The organism is Escherichia sp. WS1451 (assembly GCF_046487365.1).
GTDB classification, from domain to species: Bacteria; Pseudomonadota; Gammaproteobacteria; order Enterobacterales; family Enterobacteriaceae; genus Escherichia; species Escherichia coli.
Map to the genome: position 1 here is coordinate 216,366 of NZ_JBJQJP010000002.1, position 21,695 is coordinate 238,060.

At 53.5% G+C, this 21,695-nt stretch carries 21 protein-coding genes; 10 read left to right on the forward strand and 11 right to left on the reverse strand.

Annotated elements, in window-relative coordinates; translation table 11 throughout:
• Positions 1 to 152 precede the first annotated feature (152 nt).
• The 3 genes from ACJHX7_RS03910 (at position 153) to topB (ending at position 3,824) form a co-directional block, all read left to right on the forward strand.
• Positions 153 to 704 (forward strand): NAD(P)H nitroreductase, encoded by a 552-nt coding sequence (locus tag ACJHX7_RS03910; protein ID WP_000339292.1) that lies wholly within the window; start codon positions 153 to 155, stop codon positions 702 to 704.
• A gap of 116 nt (positions 705 to 820) precedes the next feature.
• Positions 821 to 1,864: a selenide, water dikinase SelD gene (selD, locus tag ACJHX7_RS03915; RefSeq protein ID WP_088170224.1), complete on the forward strand. Its 1,044-nt coding sequence runs from the start codon at positions 821 to 823 to the stop codon at positions 1,862 to 1,864.
• 4 nt (positions 1,865 to 1,868) lie between these two features.
• Positions 1,869 to 3,824, forward strand: coding sequence for a DNA topoisomerase III (gene topB, locus ACJHX7_RS03920; RefSeq protein ID WP_032171379.1), 1,956 nt, complete (start codon positions 1,869 to 1,871; stop codon positions 3,822 to 3,824).
• A 76-nt stretch (positions 3,825 to 3,900) separates the two neighbouring features.
• On the opposite strand, the gene gdhA is transcribed toward topB, so the two are convergent.
• Entirely contained in the window at positions 3,901 to 5,244 is a 1,344-nt protein-coding gene (gene gdhA, locus ACJHX7_RS03925) for an NADP-specific glutamate dehydrogenase (protein ID WP_000373044.1), read from the reverse strand.
• Positions 5,245 to 5,479: 235 nt separating this feature from the next.
• On the opposite strand from gdhA, the gene ACJHX7_RS03930 reads away from it, so the two are divergent.
• Complete coding sequence (locus ACJHX7_RS03930; RefSeq protein WP_000085229.1) at positions 5,480 to 5,752, forward strand: YnjH family protein; 273 nt, start codon at positions 5,480 to 5,482, stop codon at positions 5,750 to 5,752.
• On the opposite strand, the gene nudG is transcribed toward ACJHX7_RS03930, so the two are convergent.
• Positions 5,718 to 6,125: a CTP pyrophosphohydrolase gene (gene nudG, locus ACJHX7_RS03935; protein WP_000781866.1), complete on the reverse strand. Its 408-nt coding sequence runs from the start codon at positions 6,123 to 6,125 to the stop codon at positions 5,718 to 5,720. The genes ACJHX7_RS03930 and nudG overlap by 35 nt on opposite strands.
• A gap of 86 nt (positions 6,126 to 6,211) precedes the next feature.
• Here nudG and ACJHX7_RS03940 point away from each other — a divergent pair, with 86 nt between their 5' ends.
• The gene (locus tag ACJHX7_RS03940; protein WP_001296118.1) at positions 6,212 to 6,832 is read left to right on the forward strand and encodes a CDP-alcohol phosphatidyltransferase family protein; all 621 of its coding nucleotides are present in this window, start codon (positions 6,212 to 6,214) and stop codon (positions 6,830 to 6,832) included.
• Positions 6,833 to 6,840: 8 nt separating this feature from the next.
• On the opposite strand, the gene ynjE is transcribed toward ACJHX7_RS03940, so the two are convergent.
• From ynjE to xthA, 9 genes are all read right to left on the reverse strand, one after another.
• A complete protein-coding gene (gene ynjE, locus ACJHX7_RS03945) occupies positions 6,841 to 8,148 on the reverse strand; it encodes a thiosulfate sulfurtransferase YnjE (RefSeq protein WP_001361433.1) in 1,308 nt (435 codons plus the stop codon).
• Positions 8,149 to 8,214: 66 nt separating this feature from the next.
• The gene (locus tag ACJHX7_RS03950) at positions 8,215 to 8,868 is read right to left on the reverse strand and encodes an ATP-binding cassette domain-containing protein (protein ID WP_001361434.1); all 654 of its coding nucleotides are present in this window, start codon (positions 8,866 to 8,868) and stop codon (positions 8,215 to 8,217) included.
• Entirely contained in the window at positions 8,868 to 10,403 is a 1,536-nt protein-coding gene (locus ACJHX7_RS03955) for an ABC transporter permease (RefSeq protein WP_088170226.1), read from the reverse strand. The genes ACJHX7_RS03950 and ACJHX7_RS03955 overlap by 1 nt, the downstream gene beginning before the upstream one ends.
• Positions 10,376 to 11,542 (reverse strand): ABC transporter substrate-binding protein, encoded by a 1,167-nt coding sequence (locus ACJHX7_RS03960; protein WP_094029632.1) that lies wholly within the window; start codon positions 11,540 to 11,542, stop codon positions 10,376 to 10,378. The genes ACJHX7_RS03955 and ACJHX7_RS03960 overlap by 28 nt, the downstream gene beginning before the upstream one ends.
• A gap of 9 nt (positions 11,543 to 11,551) precedes the next feature.
• Positions 11,552 to 12,100 carry a carboxymuconolactone decarboxylase family protein gene (locus ACJHX7_RS03965; protein ID WP_000524083.1) on the reverse strand — a complete coding sequence of 183 codons (549 nt, stop codon included), beginning with the start codon at positions 12,098 to 12,100 and terminating at the stop codon, positions 11,552 to 11,554.
• Positions 12,100 to 12,807 carry a TVP38/TMEM64 family protein gene (locus ACJHX7_RS03970; RefSeq protein WP_000977156.1) on the reverse strand — a complete coding sequence of 236 codons (708 nt, stop codon included), beginning with the start codon at positions 12,805 to 12,807 and terminating at the stop codon, positions 12,100 to 12,102. Before ACJHX7_RS03970 ends, ACJHX7_RS03965 begins: the two co-directional genes overlap by 1 nt.
• A 13-nt stretch (positions 12,808 to 12,820) precedes the next feature.
• The gene (gene ydjY, locus ACJHX7_RS03975; protein ID WP_000939207.1) at positions 12,821 to 13,498 is read right to left on the reverse strand and encodes a lipoprotein YdjY; all 678 of its coding nucleotides are present in this window, start codon (positions 13,496 to 13,498) and stop codon (positions 12,821 to 12,823) included.
• 4 nt (positions 13,499 to 13,502) lie between these two features.
• A complete protein-coding gene (locus tag ACJHX7_RS03980; RefSeq protein WP_088170228.1) occupies positions 13,503 to 14,213 on the reverse strand; it encodes a TVP38/TMEM64 family protein in 711 nt (236 codons plus the stop codon).
• Between the two features lie 166 nt (positions 14,214 to 14,379).
• Complete coding sequence (gene xthA, locus ACJHX7_RS03985; RefSeq protein WP_000673939.1) at positions 14,380 to 15,186, reverse strand: exodeoxyribonuclease III; 807 nt, start codon at positions 15,184 to 15,186, stop codon at positions 14,380 to 14,382.
• A 445-nt stretch (positions 15,187 to 15,631) separates the two neighbouring features.
• Between xthA and astC the strand changes: the two genes are divergently transcribed.
• Genes astC through astE form a run of 5 tightly spaced genes read left to right on the forward strand, consistent with a single transcriptional unit; the run spans position 15,632 to position 21,659 of the window.
• Positions 15,632 to 16,852: a succinylornithine/acetylornithine transaminase gene (astC, locus tag ACJHX7_RS03990; RefSeq protein ID WP_000081988.1), complete on the forward strand. Its 1,221-nt coding sequence runs from the start codon at positions 15,632 to 15,634 to the stop codon at positions 16,850 to 16,852.
• Complete coding sequence (gene astA, locus ACJHX7_RS03995; protein WP_000989419.1) at positions 16,849 to 17,883, forward strand: arginine N-succinyltransferase; 1,035 nt, start codon at positions 16,849 to 16,851, stop codon at positions 17,881 to 17,883. Before astC ends, astA begins: the two co-directional genes overlap by 4 nt.
• Complete coding sequence (astD, locus tag ACJHX7_RS04000) at positions 17,880 to 19,358, forward strand: succinylglutamate-semialdehyde dehydrogenase (protein WP_094029633.1); 1,479 nt, start codon at positions 17,880 to 17,882, stop codon at positions 19,356 to 19,358. Before astA ends, astD begins: the two co-directional genes overlap by 4 nt.
• Positions 19,355 to 20,698, forward strand: coding sequence for an N-succinylarginine dihydrolase (gene astB, locus ACJHX7_RS04005; RefSeq protein WP_094029634.1), 1,344 nt, complete (start codon positions 19,355 to 19,357; stop codon positions 20,696 to 20,698). The genes astD and astB overlap by 4 nt, the downstream gene beginning before the upstream one ends.
• Entirely contained in the window at positions 20,691 to 21,659 is a 969-nt protein-coding gene (gene astE / locus ACJHX7_RS04010; protein WP_000368502.1) for a succinylglutamate desuccinylase, read from the forward strand. Before astB ends, astE begins: the two co-directional genes overlap by 8 nt.
• The last annotated feature ends 36 nt before the right edge of the window (positions 21,660 to 21,695 follow it).

Below are 21,695 nucleotides of genomic sequence, written 5' to 3' on the forward strand. Positions count from 1 at the left end.
CCAACTTAAGGTCACACCTGTCTCAGGCGCAATAGATGTGGTTATCGTAATGACCCAACCGGCACTTGTCAGCAGGAATTGCGGACTGGGCTGTAACAAAATCCACTCTCGTGTTAATTTTGTGAATAAATATCATGACAGGAGTTAATCAAATGGATGCACTCGAACTATTGATCAATCGCCGTAGCGCCTCCCGCCTGGCTGAACCCGCGCCAACGGGTGAACAACTGCAAAACATCCTGCGTGCGGGTATGCGTGCGCCGGACCATAAGTCCATGCAACCGTGGCATTTCTTTGTGATTGAAGGGGAAGGGCGCGAGCGTTTCAGCGCCGTACTGGAGCAGGGGGCGATTGCTGCCGGTAGTGATAACAAAGCCATCGACAAAGCGCGTAATGCGCCGTTCCGCGCACCGCTCATCATAACGGTGGTGGCAAAATGCGAAGAGAATCATAAAGTCCCGCGCTGGGAACAGGAAATGTCTGCGGGATGCGCGGTCATGGCGATGCAAATGGCAGCAGTTGCCCAGGGGTTTGGCGGCATCTGGCGCAGTGGTGCATTAACTGAAAGTCCGGTAGTGCGTGAAGCATTCGGTTGCCGTGAGCAGGATAAAATTGTCGGTTTTCTCTACCTCGGTACGCCGCAGTTGAAAGCATCTACGTCGATAAACGTCCCGGACCCGACGCCGTTTGTGACTTATTTCTGATAATTGTCGCGAAACTGTCTGGATTGTGAGCAAAGGCGCAGGAATTCAGACACTCTCACTTATCACTTCATGGAATGAGGGTTACCATACCCGGATTGCATTGACAGGAGATGTCCATGAGCGAGAACTCGATTCGTTTGACCCAATACAGCCACGGCGCTGGTTGCGGCTGTAAAATTTCCCCAAAAGTGTTGGAAACCATCCTGCACAGTGAGCAGGCGAAGTTTGTTGATCCGAATTTGCTTGTGGGTAATGAAACCCGCGACGATGCGGCGGTGTACGATCTGGGCAATGGCACCAGCGTTATCAGTACCACCGACTTCTTTATGCCGATCGTTGATAATCCTTTCGATTTTGGCCGCATTGCGGCGACTAACGCCATCAGCGATATCTTCGCAATGGGCGGCAAACCGATTATGGCGATTGCGATCCTCGGCTGGCCGATTAACAAACTTTCCCCGGAAATTGCTCGCGAAGTGACCGAAGGTGGACGCTATGCATGCCGTCAGGCGGGTATTGTGCTGGCTGGTGGTCACTCCATCGATGCGCCGGAGCCGATTTTTGGTCTGGCGGTAACGGGGATCGTACCGACCGAGCGGGTGAAGAAAAACAGTACCGCACAAGCCGGATGCAAACTGTTCCTGACGAAGCCGCTGGGGATTGGCGTTCTTACCACGGCTGAGAAAAAATCACTGCTTAAACCAGAACATCAGGGACTGGCGACGGAAGTGATGTGCCGGATGAACATCGCAGGCGCGTCCTTTGCCAACATCGAAGGCGTAAAAGCGATGACCGACGTTACGGGTTTTGGTTTGCTGGGGCATTTAAGCGAAATGTGTCAGGGCGCAGGTGTGCAGGCGCGCGTCGACTATGACGCGATCCCGAAATTGCCTGGGGTTGAAGAGTACATTAAGTTGGGCGCAGTGCCTGGCGGCACCGAACGTAACTTTGCCAGCTACGGTCATCTGATGGGTGAAATGCCGCGTGAAGTGCGCGATCTGCTGTGCGATCCGCAAACTTCTGGCGGTTTGCTGCTGGCGGTCATTCCGGAAGCAGAAAATGAGGTCAAAGCTACAGCCGCCGAGTTTGGCATTGAACTGACGGCGATTGGCGAACTGGTGCCAGCGCGCGGCGGTCGTGCCATGGTTGAGATCCGTTAATTCAATGCGGTTGTTTATTGCCGAAAAACCGAGTCTGGCGCGCGCCATTGCTGATGTCCTGCCTAAACCGCACCGGAAAGGCGATGGCTTTATCGAGTGCGGTAATGGTCAGGTGGTGACCTGGTGTATCGGTCACCTGCTTGAGCAGGCGCAGCCAGACGCCTACGACAGCCGCTATGCGCGCTGGAATCTTGCGGATTTGCCAATTGTCCCGGAAAAGTGGCAATTACAGCCCCGACCCTCCGTGACTAAACAACTTAATGTCATCAAACGCTTCCTGCATGAAGCCAGCGAAATCGTTCACGCCGGAGACCCGGATCGCGAAGGGCAACTGCTGGTGGATGAAGTGCTGGACTACCTGCAACTGGCACCGGAAAAGCGCCAGCAGGTACAGCGTTGTTTGATAAACGACCTGAACCCGCAGGCGGTTGAGCGGGCGATCGATCGTCTTCGCTCCAATAGCGAGTTTGTACCGCTGTGCGTTTCTGCACTGGCGCGAGCCCGAGCTGACTGGCTGTACGGCATCAATATGACCCGCGCTTACACCATTCTCGGTCGCAATGCCGGTTATCAGGGCGTACTTTCCGTGGGACGCGTGCAGACGCCCGTACTCGGACTGGTGGTGCGCCGCGACGAAGAGATTGAAAACTTCGTGGCGAAAGATTTCTTTGAAGTCAAAGCACATATCGTGACACCTGCCGATGAGCGGTTTACCGCTATCTGGCAACCGAGCGAAGCGTGTGAACCGTACCAGGATGAAGAAGGGCGCTTGTTACATCGTCCACTGGCGGAGCATGTGGTTAACCGTATTAGTGGTCAACCAGCTATTGTCACCAGCTATAACGATAAACGGGAATCAGAATCCGCGCCGCTTCCTTTTTCGCTTTCGGCGTTGCAGATTGAAGCGGCTAAACGTTTTGGTCTGAGCGCGCAGAACGTGCTTGATATCTGCCAGAAGCTGTACGAAACGCACAAGCTAATCACTTATCCGCGTTCCGATTGCCGCTATTTGCCAGAAGAACATTTTGCCGGACGCCACGCAGTGATGAATGCCATCAGCGTTCATGCACCGGATCTGTTGCCGCAGCCAGTGGTCGATCCAGATATACGCAACCGCTGTTGGGATGACAAAAAGGTCGATGCGCACCACGCCATCATTCCGACCGCACGGAGTTCTGCGATCAACCTGACGGAGAACGAAGCGAAGGTCTATAACCTGATTGCCCGTCAGTACTTGATGCAGTTCTGCCCGGATGCGGTGTTCCGCAAGTGTGTTATCGAACTGGACATTGCCAAAGGCAAATTTGTCGCTAAAGCCCGTTTTCTTGCTGAAGCAGGCTGGCGCACGCTGTTAGGCAGCAAAGAACGCGATGAAGAAAACGACGGCACGCCGCTGCCTGTGGTGGCGAAAGGCGATGAATTGTTGTGCGAAAAAGGTGAAGTGGTAGAGCGGCAAACCCAGCCGCCGCGCCATTTTACCGATGCAACACTGCTTTCGGCGATGACCGGGATCGCACGCTTTGTGCAGGACAAAGATCTGAAAAAGATCCTTCGTGCGACCGATGGTCTGGGGACAGAAGCAACCCGTGCCGGGATTATTGAACTGTTGTTCAAGCGTGGTTTCCTGACCAAAAAAGGGCGCTATATCCACTCCACCGACGCCGGAAAAGCGCTATTCCATTCGCTGCCAGAGATGGCGACGCGACCGGACATGACCGCGCACTGGGAATCGGTGCTGACGCAAATCAGCGAAAAGCAGTGTCGCTATCAGGACTTTATGCAGCCGCTGGTGGGGACATTGTACCAGTTGATTGATCAGGCAAAGCGCACGTCGGTAAGGCAGTTTCGGGGAATAATGGCTCCCGGCGGTGGAGAAGGGAAGAAAAAGGATTCGACACGCAAGAGAGCGCCGAAAAAAAGCCCGCCATCAGAAGAGGCGGGCAATGGAGTGATAATATAAAGGTTCTTTCAACCATCTGATACTGAAGATTTTTATGGCCGGATAAGGCGTTTGCGCTGTATCCGGCACAATTGTCTTAAATCACGCCCTGGCTTAACATCGCATCGGCAACCTTCACAAAACCGGCAATATTCGCGCCCTGTACGTAGTTGGTTTGCTCACCTTCACCACCATGCTCAACACAGGCATGGTGGATATCCAGCATGATGTGATGCAAACGTGCGTCAACTTTCTCGGCTTTCCAGCCCAGGCGCGCAGCGTTTTGCGCCATTTCCAGGCCCGATGTTGCTACACCGCCAGCATTAGCCGCTTTACCCGGTGCAAACAGTACGCCTGCCTGTTGGAACAGTTCAGTCGCTTCGATGGTGGTCGGCATATTTGCCCCTTCGGCGACGGCTTTAACGCCATTGGCGATAAGCTGATGCGCGGCGTCAACATCCAGTTCGTTCTGGGTGGCGCAAGGCAGGGCGATATCAACCGGTACAGACCACGGCTGTTGGCCTTCGAGATAGACCAGACCAAATTCTTTGGCGTAATCTGCCACTCGACCATCGCGGCTGGCTTTGATTTCGATAAGACGTGCCAGTTTCTCTTTCGTGAATCCGCTTTCATCAACTACAGTGCCACTGGAGTCTGACGCAGTGATCACACGAGCACCAAATTCCATCGCTTTTTCGATAGCGTACTGGGCGACGTTGCCGGAGCCAGAAACGGAAACGCGCATCCCTTCAAAACCCATACCGTGGCGTTTTAGCATTGCTTCTGTGAAATAAACCAGACCGTAGCCGGTAGCTTCCGGGCGAATAAGACTGCCGCCAAATGAAAGGCCCTTACCGGTGAAGACGCAGGCGGTATTGTTGGAGAGCTTTTTCATCATCCCCGCCATAAAGCCGACTTCACGACCACCAACGCCGATATCACCTGCCGGAACGTCGGTATCCGCGCCCAGGTGGCGATACAGTTCAGTCATCAGCGCCTGGCAAAAACGCATCACTTCACCTTCGCTTTTTCCTTTCGGATCGAAATCGCTGCCGCCTTTACCACCGCCCATCGGCAGAGTAGTCAGGGCATTTTTGAAGGTTTGTTCGAAGCCGAGGAATTTGAGAATGGAAAGGTTAACTGACGGATGGAAGCGCATACCGCCTTTGTACGGGCCGATGGCAGAGCTGAACTGCACACGCCATGCACGGTTGACCTGTACCTGGTTGCGATCATCAACCCATACCACGCGAAACTGGATCACGCGCTCCGGTTCAACCAGACGCTCCAGTAATGACATCTGGCGATATTTTGGATTTTGTTCAAGAAAAGGCCAGAGTGTGGTCATTACTTCACGAACGGCTTGCGCGAACTCGGTTTGATTCGGGTCGCGCTTTTGGACATGGTTGAGGAATGACTCCAGAGAATATGTCTGATCCATAGATATAAAACCCTTATATATTAATACGATTGTGCTTATGTTGTTTATGTCATGTGCTTTTGCAGTTTTCGACTATACCATCAAGAATGTGACGGTAAGCAAGAAAAAAATGACCCAGGAAAGCAAATTAATAACGAGAGTAATCTCATAACCAAATGCGATAACTCAGACGCTAAAGTTATGCCGCCCGGCTACCGTTATTAGTAGCAGAGACAATAACGTTAAGGAGTTCCCTGTGAGTCGAGCATTGTTCGCCGTAGTATTAGCATTTCCATTAATTGCACTGGCTAACCCGCATTATCATCCGGACGTGGAGGTAAACGTACCGCCAGAAGTGTTCAGTTCAGGCGGGCAGTCAGCGCAGCCCTGTACTCAGTGCTGCGTTTATCAGGATCAAAATTATTCTGAAGGGGCGGTAATTAAAGCCGAAGGAATACTGCTGCAATGCCAGCGTGATGACAAAACCCTTAGCACTAATCCGCTGGTCTGGCGGCGCGTAAAGCCATAAACGCCTCTAATAGTGGAATGTCAGCAGGGGCCAGCGGATATTGCAGCGCCTCTTCAGGTGAGCACCAGACCAGCGCCTGATGTTCATGTGCCTGTAACGTCCCGTGGAAGTCGGGTACGTGCCAGGCATGAAGATGGATAATCCGCCCCGAAACTTCTCGCTGATGGCTGGCAACATATTCACCCACAGCTGCTTCGATGCCCAGTTCTTCGCGTAACTCACGCACCAGCGCCTGCCGCTGGCTTTCATCCGGCTCGACTTTACCACCGGCAAACTCCCATAATCCCGCCTGATCGCTATGGGCGGGGCGTTGCGCGAGTAAAATTTTGCCATCACGTTCGATGATGGCGGCAACAACTTCAATCATTTTCATAAATTACACACGGGCAGATAAGCGAAAAATGCCATAATATCCGCACTGTTGCTCAATCAGAAAGGCTTTATATTTAAGGAGTGCCTGTGCTAGACCGCCATCTTCATCCCCGGATTAAACCGTTGTTGCATCAGTGCGTGCGGGTTCTTGATAAACCGGGCATTACGCCAGATGGTTTAACATTAGTGGGATTTGCCATCGGCGTGCTGGCACTGCCTTTTCTGGCGCTGGGCTGGTATCTGGCGGCGCTAGTCGCCATTTTGTTGAACAGGCTGCTTGATGGTCTGGACGGTGCGCTGGCGCGGCGCAGAGGGCTTACCGACGCGGGCGGCTTTCTCGATATTTCTCTCGATTTTCTCTTTTACGCGCTGGTGCCGTTTGGTTTTATTCTTGCTGCACCGGAGCAAAATGCGCTGGCAGGCGGCTGGCTGCTGTTTGCGTTTATCGGCACGGGCAGCAGTTTTCTCGCTTTTGCTGCGCTGGCGGCGAAACATCAGATTGATAATCCTGGTTATGCGCATAAATCGTTTTATTATCTGGGCGGGTTAACCGAAGGCAGCGAGACGATTTTGCTGTTTGTTCTGAGTTGCCTCTTTCCGGCCTGTTTTCCGTGGTTTGCGTGGGTATTTGGTGCGTTGTGCTGGATGACGACCTTTACGCGGGTGTGGAGTGGGTATCTGACGCTGAAGTCGCTCCAGCGTCAGTAATTGCAATGTTATTTGCTGCTGTCCGGGCCGCGTTCACCGGTTGCTACCGGATTTTTTGGATCGCTGCTCCATTCGTACCAGCCGCCGTCGTAAACGGAGACGTTATTCCAGCCCATTGCGCGTGCGTACATAAAGGTTTCGGACGCGCGCCAGCCGGTGCCGCAGTAGAATGAAACTTGCTGATCTGGCTTGATATTCCATGCTTTCCACATAGCGGTAATATCATCGGCGCTACGCATGGTGCCATCCGGGTTATGGAAATCTTCCATATGCGTCGAGTCGCTACCAGCGTGTCCCCAACGTGCTCCGGCTATTTCACCTTTTGGTTTAATATAGCTGTAACCACTGGTCGTACCGATAAACTCCGGCCACGAACGAATACTCACCAGCGATGCATCCTGGCGATGCAGCAGTCCACGCGCTTGTTCCATATCAAGCATCAGTTGCGGTTGTGCCGGGATCTTCACGCCGAAATCCGGTTCCGCTTTCACTTTCGGTGGCGTACCGCGCTCAACGGGCAGACCCGCGTCGGACCAGGTTTGCCAGCCTCCGTCCAGCAGGCGCACATCTTTCACGCCGGCATAAAGCATAATTTGCGCCACACGCGCTGCAGCGTATACGTCACGCCCGTACAGAATGACCGTGGTGTCATGGCGAATGCCGTGTTTTGCCAGCATCGCTTTCAGTTGTTCATCAGAAACTTTGTTCCACAGCGGTTCGCTTTCCACTTCGTTGGTGTCGATGTAGTCAGCGCCGGGAATATGGCTGATAAGGTAAAGCTTAGGAGCGCCCCAGGCCGCTTCAATGACTTTCCAGTCACCGGCAGGTTTCGCCGTAACCTCTTTACCTTGTTGCAGGTCATGCAGCCATTGCGGATAAACCAGCTGCTCAAAGTGCGGCAGTTTTTGCAGACGGGAAGGTTCGCTTAGCGCGTCACTCAGGATGGAGATATGCGTAAAACCTGCTTTTTGCAGACGCGTTTTGACGGCATCGACATCTTTGTCATTACCGTACAGCGCCACCGGGGCATCGGCTTTCAGGTTATGTTGCTTGATCCACTCGTTGAGCTGTTCGGTGCTCATTTTGTCGAGCCAGCTAGCAGAGAGGTTTAAGGCGGCAGGTTCATGACCGGAAGGGCCATTTAAGGTTTGTGGCCAGCCGTTATAAAACGCGCTGGGGCGAGTATCAATCGCTTTGCCATTTTGTTGTTGAAGCTGGTCAAGTGTAAGAGGCTTCGCCAGTTCAGCGGCCCACGAAGAAGCGCAAGCCAGCCCTAAAGCCATTGCCAGCGCGGTCATTTGAGAAACACGTTTCATCGAAAATCCCGACATTGTATTTTTGAGAGCGCCATTCTGAACTGACGCATTGAGAAAAACTTTGCGTTATCGCAGTTTGTTGTAATTTTCTGACCACTGCGCCATATCCAGAACGGGGCTATCAGCAGGAACATCCTGGAGATCGTGCGTTACCTGAACGACTGGGATCGCCTGGGCGCGAACTTCGCTGAACACCCACTGGCGAAAATTATCGCGCAGAGCTACATCAAGACGGCTGAATGGCTCATCCAGTAGCAACGCTTTTGGCTGAGCGAGAAGGGCGCGTACTAGAGCAACGCGCGCTCGCTGACCGCCAGACAAAGTGGCAGGATCCTGATGGAACATACCGCCAAGCCCCGCACGCTCCAGCGCATCATTTACCGCATCGCGCCTTGCAACACCTTTGAGTGCCGCTGGCAGAGCCAGCAGTAAATTTTGCCCGACGCTGAATTGGTCAAATAACAGTGCATCCTGGAAAAGAATGCCAATCTGACGCTGTGCGGTGGGTAGCATGTCAATCCGTTGCTCATTGAGCCATAGCTCACCTGTACAAGAAAACTGTCCGGCCAGCGCACCAATCATCCATGAAAACAGTGTAGATTTTCCACAGCCAGACGGCCCCATTAACGTGACAATGTCACCTTTATCCACCGTAAAGTTAACGTTTGTCAGCAAGCGGCTTTCTGGTAAACGTAGCGAAACATTTTTCACGCAGAGCATTAGCGGAGTCCTTGTCTGACATAACCTACCCATTTTGCGACTAACGCGGTCAGGGCAAAAATAATAAGCGGCAACAGTAGTTGCCATAAAGCCTGGGCGGCGAGAATGCCGTTGCTGCCGCCGCTGCTTAATGCCACCGCTTCAGTGGTGAGCGTCGGAAAACGCCCCGCGCCCAGCCACAGCGTCGGCATATACTGCGCAATACTGACTGAAAATCCCACCGCGAAGGCAATCAACGCAGGGCGCAACATGAGTGGGCATTTTACGTAAAAGAAGATTTTGGCCCGCGACCAGCCCAGTGTTTGCGCAATCAAAATTAACCGTGAATCAATGCGCTGCCAGGCGGGTTGCAGGATAAACAGCATCCACGGCATTACCCACAGCAGATGCCCCCAGACCACCGCCGTCCAGCTTCCATCCAGGTTCAGCCATAGCGCCAGCGTGTACTGGCCCGCCACCAGCGGCAGAGCGGGTAATAAAATAGGCAACCATAGCCACAATTGGCGACGCTGTGGCCCCCATTCCAGCCACAGCAGTAACAGGAGCAAAGCGATGAATGTCGCCACCGGCCCCATTGTCAGGCTGTTGATGAGCGCTTCACTATTGATCGTCGACTGATCCGCGAGGATCGCCAGCAGAACCACACACAGCACACCGGTTAAGGGTAAAAAACTCGCCAGCGTATTGCCTGGCAATAAAGGCGTGGCAGGCTTACGAATGCCATCTACGCGGGGAATAGTACGCCGCCAGCCACGCCATAGCAGATAGTCCAGCAAAACGTAGGCGGCGAGTAACAGCATCAGCAGCAGGCTGGCGAGTGCGCCTTTCGTTTGTTGATCGGCGTCGCCCTGAGTTAACCACTGCCAGCTAATTACTGCCAGCGTCGGGGGATTACCTGGCCCAAGAATAATCGCCACATCCACGACCGACAGCGACCAGGCCACAATCGCCAGCATCGCCATTGCCAGCGCAGGCGCGACGGAGGGCAACAGCAGCCAGTTCAGGCATTGCCAGCGGCTGTAGCCCAGCGAATCCAGCACAATGAGTTGCTGCAACAGCCGTTTTTCGCTCAATACTGCCGCTAAGATCCACAGCAGAAATGCGCTTTCTTTCACCGCCAGGGTGAGGCCCAGCCCAATACCCAATTTGTCCATTGGCGGAGTGAAATACGGGAAATAGTCATAAAGCAGCCCTCCGTCAGCAAAGAGCAGAAGGGCGCTGGTGGCAAAAGCCACATGGGGAATGGCGAGCAGCCACGGCAGCCGGGCGCACATACGCTGCCATTTCGGCCCTGGCCACAGCGCCACAATCACCAGCAAGGCAATCAACAACGCCCCGACCGCCGCAATGGTTGTCGACACCAGCGTCGCCAGTAATGCCTGCGGTAACTGTGGATCGGCAAATAACGCCTGCCAGTGTGTCAACGACAAAGCAGGCGATATCAGCGTGAGAGTTGCCGGGATCAGCGGTGCATAAATCACCGCCATCATCGCCCACAGCAAAAAGATTAATGCGTACCGTAACGGTGTAGCCATTCTTGTTCCAGCGCATTTACCCAACCTGCGTGCGGTTCAGCCAGTACCGGCGGCAGATCCTGCGGCATTCTCGATTGCAATGTTTCGCGCTGCCCGTCAGGCAGTTTTTGCGGATCGAGAACAGAAGGATCGCCCCAGACAGCGGGATCTGCTTTACGCAGTTGCGCATCGGGTGAGAGCAAGAAATTGGCAACTACCTTCGCCGCAGCACTGGCATTCGCGTTGGCAGGAATGGTGACGAAATGGACGTTGCCAATCATCCCCTCGCGAAAACCAAAACTGTAACTGCTTGCAGGCAAATCGCCGCTGGCGATTTTTTGCTGCGCATGTGCAGGGTTAAAGGTCAGCGACAGGCGCAATGTGTTAGCTTTCAGCAGAGCATCCATCCGCGCGGGCGAAGGCGGGAAATCCTTTCCTTCGCGCCACAAATACGGATGCAGTGCATCAAGATATTGCCACAAGGGCGCAGTGACGCGGGCGAAAGTCGCATCGTCCGGCGCTTCTTTTAATGCTGTGGGATCTGGCGTTAGCATAATCAGCAACTGTTCAAGAAACGCCGTGCCGGTAAAGTCCGGTGGGCGCGGATAGGTAACCGTGCCGGGATTGGCTTTAGCAAACTCCAGTAAGGCTTGCGGCGTTTGTGGTGGCTGCGGCGTAACATCGCGGCGGGCGATAAACGTCAATTGCGCGCCGCCCCAGGGTGATTCTGCCCCTTCTGTAGGCACTGAAAAATCTTCCCGCACCGGCAGCTGTGTGTCGACATAGCGCCAGTTGGGCAGGGTCTCCGCCCAGTCAGTTTGCAGTAAATTAGCCTCTTTTAAGGTGCGGAAGTTTTCGCCGTTCACCCAGAGCAGATCCACCGAACCGCCTGTTTTGCGCCCGGCAGCAGCTTCGGTCTGAATGCGCTTCACCGCGTCTGCGGCATCCGCCAGACGAACAATCTTCAGGTTTATAGCGTAATAGGTTTTCATCTCGCCGCTAACCCAGTCGAGATAGCGGTTAATTGCGGTATCGCCGCCCCAGGCGTTAAACCAGACGGTTTGTCCTTTGGCCTCATTTTTTATTTCCTGCCAGTCACTGGCATGTGTTGCCAAAGAAAACAGCGATAACAATCCCAGCAACCACCCACAATGGCGCATCATCTCTCCTTAAGAACGTTTGTCAGGAATACGGCACAGCCCCTGAGCGGGAATGTCCATGGCAGAATTAAAACGGGCTGACAGATTTTGCAGGCCGATCAATGCCGTCAGTTCGGTGAGTGCCTGAGCGTCAAAATGGGTAGCCAGTCGGGTACGCAGGGCATCATCGACCGTTGGCGGTGTGACGCTTGCGGCTTCGGCGTACTCCAGCGCCAGCCGTTCTTCATCGCTAAAGAGCGGGCTTTGCCGCCAGTCAGCCACTGCCAGCAGTTTATCGGTGCTGCCGGTACGCTCGGCGACTTTCATACTGGTGATATCCACGCAAAACTCACACAGGCACATTTGCGCAATGCGCGCGCTGACAAGCGATCGCACTACCGGATCGAGCGGTGAGCGTTTGCGCTCCAGCCAGCCGACAAACATCGACACCAGATAAAAGATAAACGGGATCCGCCCCCACCAGCGAATCGGGCTTAGCACCTCGCCGTAATGGCGACGATGCAGCCACGCCTGCGGACGTAAAATGAAAGGAATTTTGCTAAGCGGCGGTAAACCCATCAGGCATTCCTCTTCTGGCGCTCAAGCCATATTTTCTTCGCCATAAAAATCACCACGGTCAGGGCAAACAGAATAAACAGTCCGGTGACAAACCAGAAGGTACCGCCTGTTAACATGCTGCCCGCCCAGGAATAAACAATAGTCGCCGGTAACTGACCAAGCCCGGTGGCGATAAAAAACGAGCGAAAACGTATTGAAGTCAAACCGGCAGCATAGCTTACGGGATCAAAAGGCACAAAAGGCAATAATCGGCATACCAGAATGGTGTGTTTACCATAGCGGGTAAAAAAGCCGTCCATACTATTGAGTACCGTTTTACCCGTTAACTTTTCCACCACTTCGCGGCCCATCACTCTGGCGATAAAAAAGCACAGCGCCGCGCCGGCCATCGAACTGGTCCACGACAGCAAGCCGCCCCAGAGCGCGCCAAACAGCGACGCATTGGCAAAGGTGATCAAAAACGCAGGTAGCGGTGCAGCAATGGCCTGTAAAATCATCAACAAGAACGAGACAACTGCCGCTAGTGCGCCGTAAGACTGAATAAAGCGTTCTATACCCTGTTGGTCCACGGCGGCAAACGCCGCAACGCTGCGATTGATAAACTCATGGACGCCGGGAAGCAGCGCCCATGCCAGCAGCACAGCGAACAACAGGATGATGAGGGTTATACGGTAGTACCAGATTTTACGCGATTGCATCTTCATCATCCGTTATCCTGCTTTATTCGGTGATTTTAAAGGTAACCGTTGCCAGCGTGTTATCCGCCGGGAGAACTGAGGCATTACCTTTGAATTTCACTTCGCCGCGTTTTTCCACCGCACCATAAGTGTATGTTGCATTGCTGACGATGCCGACCGGGCAGCTATCCAGACACACCAGGCAACCCGTTTTCTTCTCTTCTGCTGCCGTTAAATTACCGCCAAAGCGCATGTCCAGTTTCTTGCCATTACTGTCAACAATCACTTCATCGAAGGAATACGCTTTTGCCGCCCCTTGCCAGTTGACCGAAATATCCAGTTTGCTGCCTGTGACATGAGTCGTTTCTTTATTATCCATCGTCATGTTTTCGCCCGGCGTACCACCTGCCTCTTTCAGGGCTTCATAAAATGCTTTCGGGGTCGCATAACCCATAAACAGCGATTTATGTCCGTTGGAGCCATCTTTAAACACAATACCGTGACGAGTGTCGTCGGTGAGGAAACGACCATTAATTTGCACCAGCATGGTTACCGTATGGTTATTGGCATCGACACGCAGCGGTTGGCTGTTCGAAAGTCCGTCGTATTCCACTTTTGCCGCCGCATTCTCTTTTTGATCGCAGCCGCTAAGCCCAGCAACAGCCAGTAAGCAGAGTGCAGCCAGTCCTTTTTTCCATGACACTGAATAATGTTGCAACATCGTTCTATCCTTTATTTTTTGGGTGAGAAAGTGGGCTGCGGCGAGAAGCAGACAGATCCACATGTTTGTGTCGGGCGTAGAGTTTGGCGAGCTGGACGAGAATAAACAGCGCCAGGCCCGCCAGACAGAGTTGTAAAATAAAGCGCAGCGTAATGCCTTCATTGGCGAGATCGCTTGCCATCACGGTATAAATAACAATACCGGGCAGAGTCGTGAGTGCTGAAATAAGGGTATAAGGCCAGAAGGCGATTGTGGTTAATCCGTAAGCGTAATTTTGAATATTGTAAGGAAACAACGGGATTAAGCGGGTCAGAATAAGAAAATCAATACCGTTACGCGCAATGCCTTTTTCAATGGCCTTAAAAGTATGGCTATGGCCCACATATTTCAGCAGTAAATCACGCCCCAGCCAGCGCGCCAGCAGGAATGAGCACGAGGAGGCCAGCGTGGCGGCAATTAATGAGAGTAGTGTCCCTAAGAACGGGCCAAAAACTATTCCTCCAGCGATCACCAGTATGCTTCCTGGTAACAGAAAGAGGGTGGCAATGATGAATAACAAAATATAGAGGCTATAACCGAACAATCCGCTCTGGCGGATGAGTGTTTGTAAGTGAGGTAAATCGGTGAGCAGATCGAATAAACCGAAAGCGTGGATAGCGTAAATGAGCAGCGCAAAAATAAGACAGGCAAAAAGAAATTTACGCTCAGCGTTCATCGTGGAGTTTCCTATATCAAACTTGATAATAGAGAAGTGGTCAGACAACTAAAAACGCAGTGACGGTATAACAAAGGGCGGCAGGCAACAAATCATTACTGACAGTTTGTTGATTTTTCTCAAGGTTAATTCTCCTGACCCAGTTTGAGCCAGGAGAACAGCTAAATTAGCGGCGGAAGGTCGCCCAGACGGGGGCGTGATCGGACGGTTTTTCCATGCTGCGGATTTCATAGTCGATGCCGGTTTCTACGCAACATTCTGCCAGCGGTTGGCTGGCGAGAAGCAGGTCGATACGCAGACCGCGGTTATCGTCAAAACCTTTTGAGCGGTAATCAAACCATGAGAAACGATCGGCTGTTTGCGGATTCGCATGGCGGAAGGTATCGACCAACCCCCAGCTCATCAGTCTCTCCATCCATTCGCGTTCTTCCGGAAGGAAAGAGCATTTTCCGGTACGCAGCCAGCGCTTACGGTTTTCTTCGCCAATGCCGATATCCAGATCTGTAGGGCTGATATTCATATCGCCCATAATCAGTACCGGATTATCACGTTTGAGTTCGGTTTCGAGATAGTTTTGCAGATTCTGATAAAACTGCGCCTTTGCCGGGAATTTTATCGGATGGTCGCGGCTTTCACCCTGCGGGAAGTAACCGTTGATCACGGTAACATTGCCCAGCGGCGAGGGGATTTCAGCCATAATAATCCGCCGTTGTGCCTCTTCGCCGTCACCGGGAAAGCCGCGGCGCACGGCAATCGGCGTCTCTTTGGTCAGCAGCGCCACGCCATAATGGCCTTTCTGCCCGTGATAAAACACGTTGTAGCCGAGCTTCGCCACCTCTTCGAGCGGAAACATATCGTCATGAACTTTTGTCTCCTGCAGGCCAATCACATCCGGTTGGTGCTTTTCGACGATGGCTTCAAGCTGGTGAGGTCTGGCGCGCAGGCCGTTGATATTAAAAGAGACAAATTTCATAGTCGCTGCCATTTATTCAGATAAAGAGTGCGTGGATGGTAGCAGAATTTCGCTTTGCTTACCGCCTGTTGTTAAGTGATTTGATCGATGGTTGTTAATGATGTCAACGATGGCGCAAAAAATGCCCGCTTTTGGTGCGCGCTGCGTCAGAATGGCGCAGTAATTTCCAGTAAATTTCGTCAATGATCACAATTCCAGAATTATATTTTACTTCTGCATAACATTGCGTTTTTTATTCTTTTTATTCACCCACATCGCAAACGTATTCACTTTATATGCACTTTAAATGCATATGGTTTGGTTATAACTGCTTGATTTCCAGTTAGCCTCCGCCGTTTATGCACTTTTATCACTGGCTGGCACGAACCCTGCAATCTACATTTACAGCGCAAACATTACTTATTATTAACATATAAATAACGAATTATTTACTGTAGAGGTCGCTATGTCTCAGCCAATTACGCGTGAAAACTTTGATGAATGGATGATACCTGTTTACGCCCCGGCACCGTTTATACCGGTACGTGGCGAAGGTTCGCGCTTGTGGGATCAGCAGGGGAAAGAGTATATCGACTTCGCGGGTGGCATTGCGGTGAACGCGCTGGGCCATGCGCATCCGGAACTGCGTGAGGCGCTGAACGAACAGGCGAGTAAGTTCTGGCATACCGGCAACGGTTACACCAACGAGCCGGTACTGCGACTGGCGAAAAAATTGATCGACGCCACGTTTGCCGATCGCGTCTTCTTTTGTAACTCCGGTGCGGAAGCCAACGAAGCGGCGCTAAAACTGGCGCGTAAATTCGCTCACGACCGCTACGGCAGCCATAAGAGCGGCATCGTGGCGTTCAAAAATGCGTTTCATGGTCGCACGCTGTTTACTGTCAGTGCGGGTGGGCAGCCAGCCTATTCACAGGATTTTGCGCCACTGCCGCCGGATATTCATCATGCTGCATATAACGATATTAACTCTGCCAGTGCGCTGATTGACGACGCCACCTGTGCGGTGATTGTCGAACCCATCCAGGGGGAAGGCGGTGTGGTGCCAGCCAGCAACGCATTTTTACAAGGTCTGCGTGAATTGTGTGACCGCCACAATGCGTTGCTGATCTTTGATGAAGTACAAACCGGTGTCGGGCGCACCGGGGAACTGTATGCCTATATGCACTACGGCGTGACGCCTGATCTGTTAACTACCGCCAAAGCGCTGGGCGGCGGTTTCCCGGTTGGTGCGTTGTTGGCAACCGAAGAGTGCGCCAGCGTGATGACCGTTGGCACTCACGGCACCACCTATGGCGGCAATCCGCTGGCCTCGGCGGTGGCAGGCAAAGTGCTGGATCTCATCAACACGCCAGAGATGCTTAACGGGGTTAAACAGCGTCACGACTGGTTTGTTGAGCGTCTAAATTCCATTAATCACCACTACGGTTTGTTCAGTGAAGTTCGCGGCTTAGGTTTGTTGATTGGTTGCGTACTGAATGCCGATTACGCCGGGCAAGCGAAACAGATCTCTCAGGAAGCGGCGAAAGCAGGCGTGATGGTACTGATTGCGGGTGGCAACGTGGTGCGTTTTGCGCCTGCGCTCAATGTCAGCGAAGAAGAGGTGACGACCGGACTGGATCGCTTTGCAGCTGCTTGCGAACACTTTGTTAGCCGAGGTTCATCATGATGGTCATCCGTCCCGTTGAGCGCTCAGATGTCTCGGCGCTGATGCAGCTTGCCAGCAAAACGGGCGGCGGCCTGACGTCGCTTCCCGCCAATGAAGCCACGCTTTCGGCGCGTATCGAAAGGGCAATCAAAACCTGGCAAGGCGAACTGCCCAAAAGTGAGCAGGGCTATGTGTTCGTGCTGGAAGATAGCGAGACAGGCACAGTGGCGGGGATTTGTGCCATTGAGGTGGCAGTTGGGCTGAACGATCCCTGGTACAACTATCGCGTCGGCACGTTGGTTCACGCCTCAAAAGAGCTGAATGTCTATAATGCATTGCCGACGCTGTTTCTCAGTAACGATCACACCGGCAGCAGCGAGCTGTGCACGCTGTTTCTCGACCCGGACTGGCGCAAAGAGGGCAACGGCTATTTGCTGTCGAAATCGCGCTTTATGTTTATGGCGGCTTTTCGCGACAAGTTTAATGACAAAGTGGTCGCCGAAATGCGCGGGGTGATTGACGAACACGGCTATTCACCGTTCTGGCAAAGCCTCGGTAAACGCTTCTTTTCGATGGATTTTAGCCGCGCTGATTTTCTCTGCGGCACCGGGCAAAAGGCATTTATTGCAGAACTGATGCCGAAACATCCGATCTATACCCACTTTTTATCCCAGGAAGCACAGGACGTCATCGGTCAGGTACATCCGCAAACCGCGCCTGCCCGTGCGGTACTGGAGAAAGAAGGTTTTCGCTACCGTAATTATATCGACATCTTCGACGGTGGGCCGACGCTTGAGTGTGACATCGACCGCGTGCGCGCCATCCGTAAAAGTCGGCTGGTGGAAGTGGCAGAAGGGCAGCCTGCGCAGGGCGATTTTCCGGCCTGCCTGGTCGCCAATGAAAATTATCACCATTTCCGCGTGGTGCTGGTGCGTACCGATCCGGCAACCGAGCGTTTGATTTTAACCGCCGCACAACTGGATGCCCTCAAATGCCACGCAGGGGATCGCGTTCGTCTGGTGCGCCTGTGCGCAGAGGAGAAAACAGCATGACTTTATGGATTAACGGTGACTGGATAACGGGCCAGGGCGCATCGCGTGTGAAGCGTAATCCGGTATCGGGCGAGGTGTTATGGCAGGGCAATGATGCCGATGCTGCTCAGGTCGGGCAGGCTTGTCGGGCTGCCCGTGCGGCGTTTCCGCGCTGGGCTCGGCTCTCATTTGGCGATCGTCAGGTAAGAGTTGAACGCTTTGCTGGATTGCTGGAAAGCAATAAAGCCGAATTAACCGCGATTATTGCCAGAGAAACCGGCAAGCCGCGCTGGGAAGCGGCAACCGAAGTGACGGCGATGATCAATAAAATCGCGATATCAATTAAGGCGTATCACGTTCGTACCGGTGAGCAGCGTAGCGAAATGCCGGACGGCGCGGCGAGCCTGCGACATCGTCCACACGGCGTGCTGGCGGTGTTTGGGCCGTATAATTTCCCCGGTCATTTACCGAACGGACATATCGTTCCGGCATTGCTGGCAGGTAACACCATTATCTTTAAACCCAGCGAACTGACACCGTGGAGTGGCGAAGCGGTAATGCGTTTATGGCAGCAGGCTGGCTTGCCGCCGGGCGTGCTGAACCTGGTGCAGGGCGGGCGCGAAACCGGTCAGGCGCTGAGTGCACTTGAGGATCTCGACGGCTTGCTGTTTACCGGTAGCGCCAATACCGGCTACCAGTTGCATCGCCAGCTCTCCGGTCAGCCGGAGAAAATTCTCGCCCTTGAGATGGGCGGTAATAATCCGCTAATTATCGATGAGGCGGCGGATATCGATGCCGCTGTCCATCTGACCATTCAGTCGGCGTTTGTCACAGCCGGGCAACGCTGCACCTGTGCCCGCCGTTTATTGCTGAAAAGCGGGGCGCAGGGCGATGCGTTTCTTGCTCGTCTGGTTGCCGTCAGCCAGCGGTTAACGCCGGGCAACTGGGATGACGAACCGCAGCCGTTTATTGGCGGGCTGATTTCTGAACAGGTCGCACAGCAGGTGGTTACTGCCTGGCAGCAACTGGAAGCATTGGGCGGGCAAACGCTGCTTGCGCCTCGTTTGCTACAGGCGGGAACATCGCTGCTGACGCCGGGGATCGTTGAAATGACGGGCGTTTCAGGCGTGCAGGATGAAGAAGTGTTTGGGCCGCTACTTCGCGTATGGCGTTATGACACTTTTGATGGGGCGATAAAGATGGCGAATAACACCCGCTTTGGCCTCTCTTGTGGGCTGGTTTCCCCAAAACGGGAAAAGTTCGAGCAACTGTTACTGGAAGCGCGGGCAGGGATTGTTAACTGGAACAAACCGCTAACCGGCGCTGCCAGTACCGCGCCATTCGGTGGCATTGGCGCTTCCGGCAATCATCGCCCCAGCGCCTGGTATGCGGCGGATTATTGTGCCTGGCCGATGGCAAGTCTGGAGTCGGACTCGTTAACGTTGCCCGCAACGCTTAACCCCGGGCTGGATTTTTCTGATGAGGTGGCGCGATGAATGCCTGGGAAGTCAATTTCGATGGATTGGTGGGGCTGACGCACCATTACGCTGGCTTGTCGTTTGGTAATGAAGCCTCTACCCGTCACCGTTTTCAGGTATCGAACCCACGACTGGCGGCGAAGCAGGGCTTACTGAAAATGAAAGCCCTTGCCGATGCGGGATTTCCCCAGGCGGTGATCCCGCCGCACGAGCGTCCGTTTATTCCGGTGCTGCGTCAGTTGGGATTCAGCGGCAGCGATGAGCAGGTAGTGGAAAAGGTTGCCCGCCAGGCGCCACACTGGCTTTCCAGCGTCAGTTCAGCATCGCCAATGTGGGTAGCTAATGCGGCCACGGTCGCGCCATCCGCCGATACGCTGGATGGCAAAGTGCATTTCACGGTCGCCAACCTGAACAATAAATTTCACCGTTCGCTGGAAGCGCCGATTACCGAATCGCTGTTAAACGCCATTTTTAACGATAAAGAGAAATTTAGCGTCCATTCGGCGTTGCCACAGGTGGCATTGCTCGGTGACGAAGGGGCGGCAAACCACAATCGACTCGGCGGTCATTACGGTGAACCCGGTGTGCAGATTTTTGTTTACGGGCGAGAAGAGGGTAACGGTACGCGGCCTTCCCGCTATCCGGCGCGGCAGACCCGCGAAGCCAGCGAGGCGGTAGCCAGACTGAATCAGGTTAATCCGCAGCAGGTGATTTTCGCCCAGCAAAACCCGGACGTTATCGACCAGGGCGTTTTTCATAATGACGTGATTGCCGTGAGTAACCGCCAGGTGCTGTTTTGCCATCAACAGGCGTTCGCTCGCCAGTCACAGTTATTGGCAAGCCTGCGTGCGCGGGTGAACGGTTTTATGGCGATAGAAGTTCCGGCGACTCATGTTTCCGTGTCAGATGCGGTGTCTACATATCTGTTTAACAGCCAACTGCTGAGCCGCGATGATGGTTCCATGATGTTGGTGCTGCCTCAGGAGTGTCGGGAACACGCCGGAGTATGGGGTTATCTCAATGAACTCCTTGCCGCTGACAACCCTATTAGCGAACTAAAAGTCTTTGATTTACGTGAAAGCATGGCGAATGGCGGAGGCCCGGCGTGCCTGCGGTTGCGCGTGGTATTGACAGAAGAAGAACGCCGGGCAGTGAATCCGGCGGTGATGATGAACGATACGCTGTTTAATGCGCTCAATGACTGGGTGGATCGTTACTACCGCGATCGCCTTACTGCTGCCGATCTGGCCGACCCGCAATTGCTGCGCGAAGGGCGGGAAGCACTGGATGTATTGAGCCAATTACTGAATCTCGGTTCGGTTTATCCGTTCCAGCGCGAGGGAGGGGGCAATGGATAATTTTCTTGCTCTGACATTAACGGGTAAAAAACCGGTTATCACCGAGCGAGAAATCAACGGCGTTCGCTGGCGCTGGCTGGGCGATGGCGTGCTGGAACTGACGCCATTAACGCCACCGCAAGGCGCACTGGTGATTTCAGCGGGAATACACGGTAATGAGACGGCACCTGTGGAAATGCTGGATGCGTTGCTTGGCGCGATATCTCACGGCGAGATCCCGTTACGTTGGCGGTTGCTGGTGATCCTCGGGAATCCTCCTGCGCTGAAGCAAGGGAAACGTTATTGCCATAGCGATATGAACCGAATGTTTGGCGGTCGTTGGCAGCTATTTGCTGAAAGCGGGGAAACCTGTCGGGCGCGCGAACTGGAGCAGTGCCTGGAAGATTTTTATGACCAGGGCAAAGAATCTGTGCGCTGGCACCTTGATCTACATACCGCAATTCGTGGCTCCTTGCATCCGCAGTTCGGTGTATTACCGCAACGCGACATTCCCTGGGACGAGAAATTTCTGACGTGGCTGGGTGCGGCGGGGCTGGAGGCGCTGGTGTTCCATCAGGAGCCTGGTGGTACGTTTACCCATTTCAGCGCCAGACATTTTGGCGCGCTGGCCTGTACGCTGGAACTTGGCAAAGCGTTGCCCTTTGGGCAAAACGATCTTCGCCAGTTTGCAGTCACTGCCAGCGCAATTGCTGCGCTGCTATCTGGTGAGAGTGTCGGTATCGTGAGAACACCGCCGCTCCGTTATCGGGTGGTTTCGCAAATTACTCGCCACTCGCCGTCCTTCGAAATGCATATGGCAAATGACACGCTGAATTTTATGCCGTTTGAGAAAGGAACATTGCTGGCGCAGGACGGGGAGGAACGTTTTACCGTAACCCATGATGTAGAGTATGTGTTATTCCCTAATCCGTTGGTAGCGTTGGGATTACGTGCGGGATTAATGCTCGAAAAAATAAGCTAATACTTACCCGCAGAAATCATTCTGCGGGTATTAAGT

Excerpts from the sequence above, each read along its gene's own strand:
- gdhA (WP_000373044.1), bottom strand. The coding sequence starts at position 5,244 with ATGGATCAGACATATTCTCTGGAGTCATTCCTCAACCATGTCCAAAAG.
- xthA (WP_000673939.1), bottom strand. The coding sequence starts at position 15,186 with ATGAAATTTGTCTCTTTTAATATCAACGGCCTGCGCGCCAGACCTCAC.
- ACJHX7_RS03965 (WP_000524083.1), bottom strand. The coding sequence starts at position 12,100 with ATGGGTTTACCGCCGCTTAGCAAAATTCCTTTCATTTTACGTCCGCAG.
- astE (WP_000368502.1), top strand. The coding sequence starts at position 20,691 with ATGGATAATTTTCTTGCTCTGACATTAACGGGTAAAAAACCGGTTATC.
- astB (WP_094029634.1), top strand. The coding sequence starts at position 19,355 with ATGAATGCCTGGGAAGTCAATTTCGATGGATTGGTGGGGCTGACGCAC.
- ACJHX7_RS03910 (WP_000339292.1), top strand. The coding sequence starts at position 153 with ATGGATGCACTCGAACTATTGATCAATCGCCGTAGCGCCTCCCGCCTG.
- ACJHX7_RS03950 (WP_001361434.1), bottom strand. The coding sequence starts at position 8,868 with ATGCTCTGCGTGAAAAATGTTTCGCTACGTTTACCAGAAAGCCGCTTG.
- astA (WP_000989419.1), top strand. The coding sequence starts at position 16,849 with ATGATGGTCATCCGTCCCGTTGAGCGCTCAGATGTCTCGGCGCTGATG.
- selD (WP_088170224.1), top strand. The coding sequence starts at position 821 with ATGAGCGAGAACTCGATTCGTTTGACCCAATACAGCCACGGCGCTGGT.
- astD (WP_094029633.1), top strand. The coding sequence starts at position 17,880 with ATGACTTTATGGATTAACGGTGACTGGATAACGGGCCAGGGCGCATCG.
- ynjE (WP_001361433.1), bottom strand. The coding sequence starts at position 8,148 with ATGAAACGTGTTTCTCAAATGACCGCGCTGGCAATGGCTTTAGGGCTG.
- ydjY (WP_000939207.1), bottom strand. The coding sequence starts at position 13,498 with ATGTTGCAACATTATTCAGTGTCATGGAAAAAAGGACTGGCTGCACTC.
- nudG (WP_000781866.1), bottom strand. The coding sequence starts at position 6,125 with ATGAAAATGATTGAAGTTGTTGCCGCCATCATCGAACGTGATGGCAAA.
- astC (WP_000081988.1), top strand. The coding sequence starts at position 15,632 with ATGTCTCAGCCAATTACGCGTGAAAACTTTGATGAATGGATGATACCT.
- topB (WP_032171379.1), top strand. The coding sequence starts at position 1,869 with ATGCGGTTGTTTATTGCCGAAAAACCGAGTCTGGCGCGCGCCATTGCT.
- ACJHX7_RS03960 (WP_094029632.1), bottom strand. The coding sequence starts at position 11,542 with ATGCGCCATTGTGGGTGGTTGCTGGGATTGTTATCGCTGTTTTCTTTG.
- ACJHX7_RS03955 (WP_088170226.1), bottom strand. The coding sequence starts at position 10,403 with ATGGCTACACCGTTACGGTACGCATTAATCTTTTTGCTGTGGGCGATG.
- ACJHX7_RS03970 (WP_000977156.1), bottom strand. The coding sequence starts at position 12,807 with ATGATGAAGATGCAATCGCGTAAAATCTGGTACTACCGTATAACCCTC.
- ACJHX7_RS03980 (WP_088170228.1), bottom strand. The coding sequence starts at position 14,213 with ATGAACGCTGAGCGTAAATTTCTTTTTGCCTGTCTTATTTTTGCGCTG.